This window comes from Kamptonema formosum PCC 6407, from assembly GCF_000332155.1.
GTDB lineage: Bacteria > Cyanobacteriota > Cyanobacteriia > Cyanobacteriales > Microcoleaceae > Kamptonema > Kamptonema formosum.
On record NZ_KB235904.1, the window covers coordinates 357789 to 370487 of the forward strand.

Sequence of the window (12699 nt, forward strand, 5' to 3'; positions counted from 1 at the left end):
ATTGTTAACTGTTAACTGTTAACTGTTAACTGTTAACTGTTAACTGGTAATTGTTAACTGTTAACTGTTAATTGTTAACTGTGGTGATTACCTTTGATCGCTTAAAGCAAGGCAATCGGTGGTTCCCCAATAAGCATAGATGGGTGTGTGAGCATCGGGAAACGAGCCGCCTGTATTTGGTTGACGGACTGTGATGCGATCGCCAGAAACCAACTCGACTACGTAGTGAACGTGAGTCCCCATATACATTGTGTGTTTCAGCCGCCCCTCAAAGCAATTTACCGAGACATCAGGCTGATAAAGATTTAGATATACTTTCTCAGGGCGCACGCTTACCACTGCTGATTCTCCCGTCCCCCCACTCCACATATCGGATTGCTGCACGACTATTTTCAGGTTACTCTTAGTCCGAATAGTCAGAGTTGAGCGATCGCTTGCTTCTACTCTCCCCGGAAATAAATTCGTATCCCCAATAAAATCTGCCACAAAGGCCGTCTGAGGACACTCGTAAATTTCCTCTGGAGAACCAATTTGTTCGATCCGACCCTCGTGCATCACTGCGATGCGATCGGAAAGGCTCATTGCCTCTTCCTGGTCATGCGTTACCATCACAAAAGTTAAGCCCAAGTCTTGATGCAAATTAGACAACTCTACCTGCATCTGCTTTCGCAACTTCAAATCTAGAGCTCCTAGTGGTTCATCTAACAACAACACTGCTGGGCGATTGACAAGGGCCCTTGCCAAAGCTACCCGCTGCTGTTGACCTCCTGAAAGTTGACTGGGGAAGCGGTTAGCAAAAGATTCCATTTTCACCAGCCTCAAGGCTTCTCGCACCCCTTCCTCAACCTCAGCTTTTCCCTGTCGCTTAATCCGCAACCCAAAAGCAATATTTTCCCAGACGCTCATGTGGCCAAATAGAGCATAACTTTGAAACACCGTATTTACTGGGCGGCGGTAGGGAGGAGTATTAGTCATCGACTGACCCCGAATCATCACGTCCCCAGCCGAAGGAGTCTCAAATCCAGCCATTAACCGCAGCGTCGTAGTTTTACCGCAGCCAGAAGGCCCCAGAATACTGAAAAACTCTCCCTGACGGATATCGAGGTCAACTCCTCGCACTGCCGTCTCGCCGTTAAACACTTTGAACACTTTGCGGAGTTCAACGTCGAATCCAGTTTCCGCTACTGTTGTACCTTGGTTGAGTGCAGTCTGAAACATAAGTGGCTTTTCCTGACGGTAATGCACGCTGGTTCAATACAATTTAGTTTAAACTTTTCTGTATTTTAGGGGAGGTCGGTAAGGATAAATAACTGTAAAGAGTTTTCCTTCACCTCCGATGTTGATTTTCTTAACGCTCCGCAGGGGCGGTGCATAAAGCTCTGTTGAGGTGGATTAGTTATCCTTGGGTGTTGGGGTTTGAGTTGGGGTTTGAGTTGGGGTCGGATTTGGGGTCGGATTTGGAGCCTCCTGTTTGTTTTGTTCTTGCCATTCTGATAATGGGCGATCGCTGGCTGTTTTAAAGTCTATCGGCACTAGGATAACAGATAAATTTTGAGGTGGCGGTGATGGCGGATCGACTTGAGCGTAGAGAAAACGATTGCTGAATTCGGGTTTACCTAAGATTAAATGATGAGTCTGTTGGTTGTCTAACTTAATCTCAATTTTAGCTTGGGGTTGGTCGAGTCCAAATTCTGAGAGTGTCGCGGTGGGGATACTGAAGGTGCGATCGCTCTTCCCTGTCGTCAGTCTATCCAGCAAAAAGTCTACGGACGCTGGATTTGCTGCTTGTTGAACTGGTACTTTTATTTGCCATTTACTTTTTCCATTTTGTGTATCATTATTTCGCTCAATTGTCAATACTTTTTCTTTAACTGTCAAGGTAAAAGATTTTACCTGGTCAGTTTTGAAATCAAAGATTTGCTCTTGTTTCGCCTTAGCCGCTTCTCTCTCAGGTTTGCCTTTAATTTCATAGAAGTAAACGAACCCACTCAAGCCCAAAGCTATGACTATCAATGCTAAAGTATTATTCTTGAATTTCATGTTAATTGTTAATTGTTAATTGTTAGTTGTTAGTTGTTAGTTGTTAGTTGGTAATTGGTAATCGCTAATCGCTAATTGGTAATTGCTAATTTCTTTGCTAATCGAAAAAATTTCTCCCCCGCTCCCCTGCTCCCCTGCTCCCCTGCCCCTCTGCTCCCCTGCTCCCCCGCTCCCCTGCTCCCCTGCTCCCCTGCTCCCCTGCTCCCCTGCCCCTCTGCTCCCCTGCTCCCCCGCCCCCCGCTCCCCATCTCCCTACCGCCGCCGCCACCATAAAAACGCCGCAATTGCTAATCCAATTAAGGGCCAAACTAGCCATGCAATAACTAATCCTGCTGCTTGTACAAGACTCATATTGATGCGGCGATTTGTAACTTTTTTAGGGCTGATAGAAAGTATTTTCTGATCTGGCTTGCTTAACCAGCTAACTGAGTTAATAAACACATCTCCATTAAGCTGTTGTTCAAACCAGCCATTCGTAGCAAATTGAGAATTTCCTAACACAACCATACGAGATTCTTTGGCGGAAGAAGGGGAAGGGGAAGGGGAAGGGGGAGAAGCCGTAGGAGAAATTGTTGGAGAACTCGTTGGCGATGTAGTTGGAGAACTCGTTGATGATACAGTAGGAGATGCTTCTGGTGATGTAGTAGGAGAACTCGTTGGTGATGCCTCTGGTGATGCACTTGGAGCTGCTTCTGGCGATGTAGTAGGAGAACTTGTTGGTGATGCCTCTGGTGATGCACTTGGAGAACTCGTTGGCGATGGTGTTGGCGTTGCTTGGGTAGTTGTAGCCGCAGAACGAGTTATAGCTACACCTAATAATAACGGCCCTTGCCGATCGCTCTTCGGATCGAACTCCAATCTGCTGTTACTCAAATCACTTTCAGCCCAACTTTCATCGCTTGTCCAAACGAGTGGCTTTTGTTCAATTCCAGTCACCGTAGTTGTTTCTAAAGGACGCGCAAGGGGATAGAATGAAGTGCCAGCACCGAAACTTTGAGTAATAGGATGGTCGCCGTAACGCTTGACTAGGGGAACAGTCGCACCCAGACCATATCTTTGACCCTCGCCGGAAGGATCTATGGCTAGACTTTTGTCTAAGGTAACGCCCCAATCTTTCAGCAAACTATCTAATCCTGTACTTGCATTATTAGGGGTGAGGTCTAGCATTAGCATCAAACTACCGCCGCGATCGAGATAAGCGGTTAATGCTTTAACTTCCTCCTCGGAAAATGCTTTTTGTGGGCCCGCAACTATGACAGCATCGGCATCTTGGGGGACATTTATGCTTTCTTTCAGGTTGATGACTGATGTGGTATAATTTTTGTCTTTAAGGGATTTTTCAGCTTCAAATAGCCCTCCTTGACCTTCCTGTATTGCTCGTTCGCCGTTACCTTGAAGGAAATAAACTTTTGGCGATCGCGTACTCAAAATCTCTTCTAAGCCATTTGTTAGCTTCGCTTCTGTCGGTATCTGACTAGGGTTAAAGCCAACTACTACACCTTTTTGAATCAATAGCCGCTTAGAACCAGATTCTAATTGATATTCTCCAAGACCGTTAATAGCATATTCTTGAGCTTTTCCTGGTTCCGTTAGCGGGTCAACAAACTCAAAGGTAAACTTGCCTCTGGATTCTTTTTGATAATTCTCTAAAAATTCTCTCACTCTGGGATTTTGGGTAGGATCAAACACCCAAAGTTTCACAGGTTGCGGCAAATTTCTTAACACTTGCTGGGTCTGGGGTGCTAAGGTAAATTGTTGGCTTTCAGTTACGTCTAAACGAGTGGCATAGCGTGCGGCCAGAAAATTTATGAGGGCCAGAATTAATAATATAGAGAGGGTAGCTGCGATCGCGTTGCTACTGACTTGAGTAGATCGCCGTCCCCAAAAGTTTTGTTGATAAGCGGCATAAAGCAACCACAACCCTATTATCACCAATCCGGTGATAATAATTCCTAAAGGTATTGGTTGCCAACTACCCGCGATGAAACCTGCTGTGATTCCGGCGACGATTAAGGCTGGGCCTAGCAAAAAAATGTATTTCCAATTCTTTTTAACGATTTTCATAAGTAGAAGGAAGAAGGAAGAAGGAAGAGGGAAGAAGGAAGAGGGAAGAGGGAAGAAGTAATGAAGAATGCTTAATAATGATACCGCCCAGAGGGCGGCGTTACAAGGATGGTAATTTCTATTAATAAATCAAGAGCGTTGGAAACGCAAGACATCAATAAATTGAGCGGTTAAAAACACTCCTAAAAAAATGTAGGTAGCAAACATTGCTAGACTGCTTGTATCAACTATTCCCTTGACAAGATTAGTGTAATGTGTTAGCAGAGAAAGATGACCTATTGCTTTCCCTACAGGGCCGCTGATACTGCTAGATGCTACTTTAATTATCCACAGGAATAGCACTAAAGCGAAGGTGAGTATAGCAGATAAAATTGTACTTTCTGTGAGAGAAGAGATAAACATTCCTAGTGATAAAACTGAGGCTGCTAATAAGATTAATCCGGCGTGTCCTAACAAAAATACTGCTGGAGGTAGAGGGGGACTTGATGCACTAAGGGCGATGAGTTCGCAGGCGATTAATGGTATGAGCATTGTGATGTAAAATGTCAATACTCCTAGCAGTTTACCGACGGCAACTGCCCAGTTTGTGAGGGGTGATGTTGCTAATAATTCTAATGTACCCCGTTTGCGTTCTTCTGCATACAGTCCCATTGATAGCATGGGTAGGATGAATAGGGATATTGAACCCATCAGTCCTAAGAATGCTTGTAAAAATTCGTAGGAAACGTCTATGGTTTCGCTAATTCCTTGTTGATCTAGTCTAGCAACTTGGGGGATTAAGCCGTCTGGTGATAGGAGAATTGCAACTAAAAATAATCCTGTCACGAACCAGAAGATCGCGGCTATTCCATAAGCTAATGGTGAGGCAAAATAACTCTGTAATTCTTTGCGGTAGATGGCTATAATATTGCTAATTGTTATTAACATTTTTTGGTAATTGGTAATTGGTAATTGGTAATTGGTAATTGGTAATTGGTAATTGGTAATTGGTAATGGCTAATTACTCATCTCTCCCTCTTTTCCTCTTTCCCTAGTCCCTAGTCCAGCCACTAGCCCCTTCTTCGGTTATTACCTCTGGTTCTTCTTCCTTTTGTGCGATCGCTTCCCCTTCTTGTTCTTGTTCCTGTTCTTGGTCTACTTCCTTGATCTCATCGATCGCTTCCTCTTCCCTTTCCCCTTCCACTACAAGCTGCTCTTTCTTTTCGGCTCTTGTCAACTCTAAAAACACATCTTCCAGAGTAGCGCGAGTGCGGCGCATTTCATACAACCCCAACCCAGAAGAGACGATCGCAGCGGCAATTTCTCGGCCGGGTTCCGTTGCTGATTCACAGGCAACTCGGACTCGGCGGCGATTTTCTGACCCTACCATTGACATCAATTCTAGCGATCGCACTCCCGCCACATTTTCCAGATTTGGTACTAACCTCTCAAAAGACTCCGTATCCCCTTCAACTTCCAATTCGTAGCCTTCTTGAAACTGTCCCATCAAGCGATCGGGACTACCCGTCGCCACAACTTGACCGCGATTAACGATCGTTACGCGGCTGCAAGTCATGCTAACTTCAGGCAAAATATGGGTAGACAAAATAATAGTATGCTGACCTGCAAGGCTTTTAATTAAATTCCTAACTTCGATGATTTGTCGGGGGTCTAAACCCACAGTCGGTTCATCTAGAATAATCACTGGTGGGTCGTGAACGATCGCCTGTGCAATGCCAACTCGTTGTCTAAATCCTTTAGAAAGTTTGCGGATTAAAACCTTGCGTTTGTCTATTAAACTGGTACGCCGCATTGCCGATTCTACTTGACGAGTGCGATCGCCAGCCGGCACTAATTTAATTCGGGAAACAAAGTACAAAAAACCCTCAACCGTCATATCTGGATATAGCGGCGGTGTTTCCGGCAAATAGCCAATTTTTTGCCGTACTGCCATTAAGTTTTCATGGACATCGTAACCTGCAATGCGGGCCGTACCTCCCGAAGCGGGTAAATAACCCGATAAAATCCGCATCGTTGTGGTTTTGCCGGCACCATTGGGCCCCAAAAATCCCATAATTTCTCCCGGTTCCACTTTAAAGGAGACATCCGCGATCGCGCTTGTGGAACCGTAGTTTTTGCTTAAGTGTTCTACTTCAATCATTGGTCAGAACTTATAAGTCATTTAGATGGGTGGATTTTGGCTTAGAATTGAACAAACCCAACAGGATGGTAATTTTAGCCTTTGGGTAGGTAGCCTTGCAACCACCTAATGTATCACAAGTTGCAACTCGTTGCGACCCCAAGCCGTAGTTGTGACTTAGGATTAAATTAGATATTAAGAATCCTAGCAAATTGCGATCGCTTTTCAGCTCGCAAAAAAGTATCCCTTGAAACTTTTTAGACAAATTAGTCTAGATTTATCTTAAATCCTTCTTTTGGCATAAATAATCTTACGTAGATCAAATTTAATTTGGTTGTCAGGATGTCGATAAATTAAGTAACTTCTCGGATTGTAGTGAGAATTTTACTCTGATAATCTTTGAAATAAGCCCTCAGCAAGTCCTACTTTGTAAGTCGCGATCGCGAGAGTCAACTTACTATTAAGAGTGGTAGCTACATTTAGGTAGTAAAAAAAGGTAATTTGATATGCTCAAACCTGTTGCTCTGTGCCTAATTGTACTCTCACTCATAGGAACTAGCGCTTTAGCTGACAACGGAGTAGGCGAGTGGTATCTCCAGAGAGGAAACACCAATACAGTTGGTCGTTACCAAATTAGCGGTGACAGAAAAGGTCAAGTTAGCATCAAAGATATTACGACTGGAGAGGTAATTCGTACCTTTCAAATGGATGCTGGGCTAGTTGTCAGGGAGACATTTATTTTGAACGCTGGCAAAACGGTCGCTGCTTCTCAAAAAGACCACACTGTTTTCTGGGATTTGGCAACTGGCAGAACAATTGCTCGTGTTGCTCAGCCAGTCTATGGCTTCTCCCACGATGAGAAGAAATTTTTTACTTACGACCGGGAAGGAATCTTTCTGTATGCCTTTCCTAGCTTTAAGCGCATCTGCCCCTTGCAAGAAGGTAATACCCCAGGAGGGCCAGTCGCCTTTCAATTTTCACCAAATAATCGTCTTTTAGTTATTAATTTAATGACGAATTTACCTGCGGAGGAAAACAGTTACCCCTATCCTAATTACGCATACCGATATCGTTCTTTCACAAGGCTTTTCAATGTTGAGACTTGCCAAGAGATTCCAGAATTTAGGGAACTCAATTTTACTCATTTATTTGGCAGGTTTTCACCCGACTCAAGATTCTATGAGATCAAAGAATCTTGGCCCCGCTGGGATCGCAATCTCCCAGTTGGAGCGTGGCGGGTTAATCTAACAACCTTCGAGTTAGAGCAGATTCCTGACTTTCCGATCGACCCTGATTTAGGTATCTAAAAAAAGGATCATAAATTCAATGAAAAAACCAACACTAAATCTCGTGAAAACTTTTATAATGAATTAAAAAAATGGCATATATTATACACGAAGATCGGGACTCAAGTAATGAAAACGATGCCGTTGAAGTTGATGGTGTCGAGTTTAAAGTTTTTATGCCGAAACGAATTTTGCAGGTGCCCGCAGAACAACTAGGAGCAATGATCGATGTGGAGTTAGGAATTCAGATTACTAACAATACATCTAATCCTCTTAACTTCTGCTTTTTTAATGCGCTTACTCCAGAACTAATGATAGACCAGCAAATTTTCAGGTTGACTGGTCGATGGTCAGATTGGTATCGATGGGACCTTTTCGATGATGATTTTTCCTTGGCACAACCTGGAGAAACTGTGACTTTTTTAACCGATGCACTTATTACGACAGCAAAAGGGGAAATATTTGACTTGAAGATCCCATTTGGAGATGGTAGTTATTGGATATTTTGTGGACTCTTTGGTTTACGCCCACTCAAAAAATATCGAATTCGGTTTCAGTATGAAAATGAGATCGACAAAGCCGAAGTTAATTATTCCAAAAATGGAAGAAATATGCCCAAACTTATAGAAAACAAGCAAATAGAGAATATATGGACTGGGAAAGTGCGCTTGCCTTTCGTGGAGTTTAGCCTAGAAAAAGATGGCTAGCTCAAATTTCATTACTACTGTCACTTATCAAACTTTCAAGAAAAATGCTGACTCAAAAATCTCTCTTTTTCTTCTTATCTACTACCCTGTTAGTCACCCTGACCAGTGAATCTTCTTCGGCCTTTTCGATTACACAAAATCCTGGTTTATTGGACTATCAGGCTTACTCAGTGTTTATCGGCGAAGGTCAAGGGTTAAACACCCTGAATGCAGCCGATCCTTTAGACCCTTCTTCATCTGACAGCAATACTGTTGAAGTGGATGGAATTCGCTTTAAAATTGTTATGCCGAAGCGCTTCCTAACTATCCCAAGTAAGCAATCTGATGCCAAAACAGATGTGAGTTTTGGTCTAATTATCACTAATATTCAAAAAAAACACATTCACTTAGTTCGATTTAATAACCCTATCCCGGTTCTAGTTGGCAAGGACAATAAAAACATACCAGTTGTTCTGCTGCGTGGCCCTATAGAACCTAGCAAATCTGATTATATGTTATTAAATCCCGGAGATAGTGTAAATTTCCTTCTTGAGGGAAAGCTTTCCTGGATAGATCAAAATTACCTTGAACTCAAAGTTACTAATTTATCAGGCAGCACTTGGTCTTTTGTTGGTCTAAAGCCAGATGCCTACAAGATTCAGTTAATTTACTCGAGTCTTATTCAAACCCAGTTCTCTCAACCTGAAATACAGGTATTAGAAAATTTATGGAAAGGTCAAGTAGCTACTCCATCTGTAGAGTTTTGGTTAGTGCCACAATCAGGCAAAATTTAATCGAAATTTGTTTTTGAATGATTTGTGGCGAAGCAGTTTATCTCTCTTAATTATCTAATTAACATAAGGAGGCGTGGAAAATGAAATCTCAACAATATCCTTTAGTTTTCATAGTGGTAAACTCACTGCTTGCAATTCTGGGAGAGGGCGCTCTAGCATTTAGCATTACTCCTGAACCACAGCCAAGTGCTAGTATTTTATTCCAACAATTCATCACCTATGAAATACCAGGGTTTGGCACTAACACAGTGAAGATGATTACCCCCACACCCATTCAAGCTGGTGGTACATCTCATTTCAAGACTTTGCTGAATGCAAATTACCAAAGTAGAGGCTGGAATTTTGACTATGATACTCCCGAATTGCAAGGTTCGTTTGACATAGAGAAATATTATCCCTCTGCTTTTTCATACAGCAACCAAACACTGGTTGGCGGAAATCTCCAGTTCAGATACTATCCAAGTAATGAAGACCCAACAGATAAAGATGATCTTGGGTGGCTTCAGTTAGTAACTAGATCAGATTACGCAACGGATATCTTTGATAGTAAAGATCCAAGTCAAACTCCTTACTATCCTACAAATATTCCTGGTGTAACAGAAACTACTTTTGCTGATGGTCCAGGGGGTTCTCCTTTAAAAAATATTAGTTGGATTGCAGAACTATACTTAGTTAAGAAAACGGGAGAAAAAAAGCTAATATTTACAACGGGATCAGGTGGGGTTGGACAAACACATTTACTCCCGCTAAAACCTCTAAAACATTTTCAGGCACCCTAGCTGCCGGTCAAAAAGACAACTACAAGCTAGACCAACTCACCCCAGGCTCAAAATATACAGCCTGGACAAACAACGATATCCCCTCAAATCAATGCAATCCCAACACACACTTAAGCACATCTAGCCCAGGTTCTGCCAGTTTATACGACGACAATAGCTCTCCTGTCGGAAATGGCTTTGCCTCTGGGTTAACTGGTACTATAGGCAATAGCGGCACTCTCAACCTATTAGTTCAATCCGTCGGTGGTCGCGGGCAAGACAAAGGCAACTACGAACTTTTTGTCAATGTCTACGAACCTGAAGAATCGCCAACCTTTAGCAATGGAAACAGCGGCGGCGGTGGTGTCAGCAAAGAAATGCGAGGCTTAACCCAACAAAACCCCATCCTTCCTACCAGCGTACAAAACGGCTGGCAAACCTTCAACAAAGTACCAGGTTGCCGATGGTATGACCCTCACACAACCTATGGCTTTGAATTCCAATCATTAGAAGACACACTATTTACAGAAATACTTGATTTCCCCGTAGGAGAAGATACCGAATTTGCCGTCACAGTTGGAAACGTCTTACTAGGAACTTTCGGTGCTGGAGATAGCGTAGACTTCGTTTCCTTATTAGGTGGTGGAGTTTCCAACTTCAAAATTACGGGCATCGACTCGTTAATTGGCTCGACAGCAGAAACAGCATTTCCCATTCAATTAGCTTTCGACAAACCGGAAGGAAGTTTCCAAATGCGGGCATTTTCTGAAGATGATCCTGAAGAAGTACCCGAACCAACAACTGTATTAGCAGCATTATTAGCATTAACTGGATTAGGAACAATCAAAAGAATAAAAAAACGGAAGTAAAACAGCCGTGAAATCTATTTACACCCTGTTATATACTCTCAGCATCATACTCATCAACCCTTGGGGCATCAGCCGGGGCTACATCTGGACGGCACCCAAAGTGTTTATGATTGGGATAATTGCAGCGATAAACCTCTCAATTATCTGGGAAGGAAGTAAATCTATAACAATCTCCCGCACCTGGAAAATCAGCCTGATATTGTGGGGATTATTTCTGACAATAGGGGCAATTTCTACCTTGAAAAGTCCATTTCCGCTGACTTCTTTTCTAGGACAAGACCAAATGGGCGACGGCTGGCTATATTGGCTATTAATCGCTACTTTTACCCTCAGTAATACCTTACTTCTCAAACTGCATCCCCAACTACTTTCTTCTCAACTCCAAGGACTGATAATAGGTGGCATCATCCTCGCCCTCAGCACCATTCCTCAAATCATAGACTGGCGCATCGATTACACTGCCACAATGGGAAAAATTATCAGACCTGATGTTAATGCTAGCAGTATATTTCAAGGACAGCAACCCATTGGATTATATTCCCACAGAGGTCACGCTGCGATCGCCCTAGCCACAATAGCCCTCATTTCCGTCATCGGTAGGCTGTGGAAACTAACAAGCGATCGCTTGACCACAACTACCTTAATTATAATTTCCCCAGCATTGATATTCACTACCACCAGATCGGCAGTTTTAGGCTTAGTAATAGCCCTATTATACAAGTTTGGATGGCAATACAAAAAACTATTGGCTGGAGTAATTCTCATCAGCGCGATCGCCATCATCGGCATGACCGTTACTAGACCCCTAGATTGGAGCCAACCATCAATACAACAAGTAATGTCCAGCAGATCACCAATGTGGGCGTTATCCCTGAGAGGCATCAAAAAGCGTCCTCTTTTTGGATGGGGATTTGACGGCTTCGGCATCGCTTACCCCTACATCATAAATCCTAAAAAAACTCCAATAGTTGTAAAATTAGACCAGTTTACCTATGATTACATTACCATAAACGGACAAGTTAGCACAAGGGAAATACCCACTTACAAAGCTCATAACTTAATACTTGATACAACCTTATCAATTGGCATTTTGGGACTGATATCTTACGCCTTTATTTGGGGATATTATATCTATTTAGCCATTAAATCGTCCTTTCACGGGATGGAGGCGATCGCGATCGCCTATCTCGTCTTTGATCTCACTTGGTTTGATAGCGCTCAATACGCCCACATCCCTTGGTGGGCACTTAGTATAGGGGGAGCTTTTTTAACCTCAAAAAAGACAACAACAGTTCTGTCACTAAAACAAAAACCTAGCTTCTAATGCTAGGGTTTTAAAGTCCAAATCATTACCGTAGAACGAACCTAATTCTTAAGATGGATTATGACTCTAGAATTTCAGCACTAGGATTAGATATCGGTCAAAAGCGCATTGGGGTAGCTGGATGCGACGGTACCGGTCTAATTGCTACTGGTTTGGGAACGATCGCACGTTCGTCCTTTGATAAAGATGTCGCTCAATTCCGGCAGCTTGTAACAGAGCGAGGCGTACAAGTTTTAGTCTCTGGTTTACCCTATAACATGAACGGCACTCTTGGTTTCCAAGCTCGACAGGTGCAAAAATACGCCTCCCGCTTAGCATCAGCTCTTGCTTTGCCTTTAGAGTACGTAGACGAGCGACTGACTTCCATCCAAGCAGAGCAGTTAATGTTGACAGAGAAAATCTCACCTTCGAGAAACAAGGCTTTAATCGATCGCAAAGCGGCGGCCATAATTTTGCAACAATGGTTAGACGAGCGGCGGGAGATGGGGAGATGGGGAGCGGGGGAGCGGGGGAGCAGGGGAGCAGAGGAGCAGGGGAGTGGGGGAGCAGGGGAGCAGGGGAGATAATTTCATATCGGTTAAATAATTTTCATTGCGAGTTCCGCGAAGCAATAGCATTTATGTTGCGATTGCTTCAGGCTTAGTTTGCTACAGGCAAGCTTCGTGCCTCAGATTGCTTCGTTCATCGCAACAGCGCCGAGCACAGCGAACAATGACAGATCGTAAATAATTTGCTAAACATGATATTAATTCTTCCGCT

At 43.3% G+C, this 12699-nt stretch carries 13 protein-coding genes; 7 read left to right on the forward strand and 6 right to left on the reverse strand.

Annotation, left to right across the window (positions count from 1 at the left end; all coding sequences use genetic code 11):
* Nucleotides 1–87 precede the first annotated feature (87 nt).
* The 6 genes from OSCIL6407_RS0118480 to OSCIL6407_RS0118505 all read right to left on the reverse strand — a co-directional run bounded on the left by OSCIL6407_RS0118480 (nucleotide 88) and on the right by OSCIL6407_RS0118505 (nucleotide 6244).
* Nucleotides 88–1218: an ABC transporter ATP-binding protein gene (locus OSCIL6407_RS0118480; protein ID WP_007358304.1), complete on the reverse strand. Its 1131-nt coding sequence runs from the start codon at nucleotides 1216–1218 to the stop codon at nucleotides 88–90.
* Nucleotides 1219–1392: 174 nt separating this feature from the next.
* The gene (locus OSCIL6407_RS0118485) at nucleotides 1393–2040 is read right to left on the reverse strand and encodes a DUF4340 domain-containing protein (protein WP_007358305.1); all 648 of its coding nucleotides are present in this window, start codon (nucleotides 2038–2040) and stop codon (nucleotides 1393–1395) included.
* 71 nt (nucleotides 2041–2111) lie between these two features.
* On the reverse strand, nucleotides 2112–2324 hold the full coding sequence (locus OSCIL6407_RS36520) for a hypothetical protein (RefSeq protein ID WP_148288898.1): 213 nt from the start codon (nucleotides 2322–2324) through the stop codon (nucleotides 2112–2114).
* Nucleotides 2293–4104 (reverse strand): GldG family protein, encoded by a 1812-nt coding sequence (locus OSCIL6407_RS0118495; protein ID WP_026103778.1) that lies wholly within the window; start codon nucleotides 4102–4104, stop codon nucleotides 2293–2295. The genes OSCIL6407_RS36520 and OSCIL6407_RS0118495 overlap by 32 nt, the downstream gene beginning before the upstream one ends.
* A 129-nt stretch (nucleotides 4105–4233) precedes the next feature.
* Entirely contained in the window at nucleotides 4234–5031 is a 798-nt protein-coding gene (locus OSCIL6407_RS0118500) for an ABC transporter permease (RefSeq protein ID WP_007354738.1), read from the reverse strand.
* 103 nt (nucleotides 5032–5134) lie between these two features.
* A complete protein-coding gene (locus tag OSCIL6407_RS0118505; RefSeq protein WP_007354737.1) occupies nucleotides 5135–6244 on the reverse strand; it encodes an ABC transporter ATP-binding protein in 1110 nt (369 codons plus the stop codon).
* 485 nt (nucleotides 6245–6729) lie between these two features.
* Here OSCIL6407_RS0118505 and OSCIL6407_RS0118510 point away from each other — a divergent pair, with 485 nt between their 5' ends.
* The 7 genes from OSCIL6407_RS0118510 (at nucleotide 6730) to ruvX (ending at nucleotide 12506) form a co-directional block, all read left to right on the forward strand.
* Nucleotides 6730–7530, forward strand: coding sequence for a WD40 repeat domain-containing protein (locus OSCIL6407_RS0118510; RefSeq protein WP_007354736.1), 801 nt, complete (start codon nucleotides 6730–6732; stop codon nucleotides 7528–7530).
* A gap of 71 nt (nucleotides 7531–7601) precedes the next feature.
* Nucleotides 7602–8216, forward strand: a complete 615-nt coding sequence (locus OSCIL6407_RS0118515) for a hypothetical protein (protein WP_007354735.1) — start codon at nucleotides 7602–7604, stop codon at nucleotides 8214–8216.
* 44 nt (nucleotides 8217–8260) lie between these two features.
* Nucleotides 8261–8989, forward strand: coding sequence for a hypothetical protein (locus tag OSCIL6407_RS0118520; RefSeq protein ID WP_007354734.1), 729 nt, complete (start codon nucleotides 8261–8263; stop codon nucleotides 8987–8989).
* A gap of 80 nt (nucleotides 8990–9069) precedes the next feature.
* Entirely contained in the window at nucleotides 9070–9768 is a 699-nt protein-coding gene (locus OSCIL6407_RS0118525; protein WP_007354733.1) for a hypothetical protein, read from the forward strand.
* A gap of 356 nt (nucleotides 9769–10124) precedes the next feature.
* Nucleotides 10125–10616, forward strand: a complete 492-nt coding sequence (locus tag OSCIL6407_RS0118530; RefSeq protein ID WP_007354732.1) for a PEP-CTERM sorting domain-containing protein — start codon at nucleotides 10125–10127, stop codon at nucleotides 10614–10616.
* 7 nt (nucleotides 10617–10623) lie between these two features.
* The gene (locus OSCIL6407_RS0118535) at nucleotides 10624–11940 is read left to right on the forward strand and encodes an O-antigen ligase family protein (protein ID WP_007354731.1); all 1317 of its coding nucleotides are present in this window, start codon (nucleotides 10624–10626) and stop codon (nucleotides 11938–11940) included.
* Between the two features lie 53 nt (nucleotides 11941–11993).
* Entirely contained in the window at nucleotides 11994–12506 is a 513-nt protein-coding gene (gene ruvX / locus OSCIL6407_RS0118540; protein WP_007354730.1) for a Holliday junction resolvase RuvX, read from the forward strand.
* The last annotated feature ends 193 nt before the right edge of the window (nucleotides 12507–12699 follow it).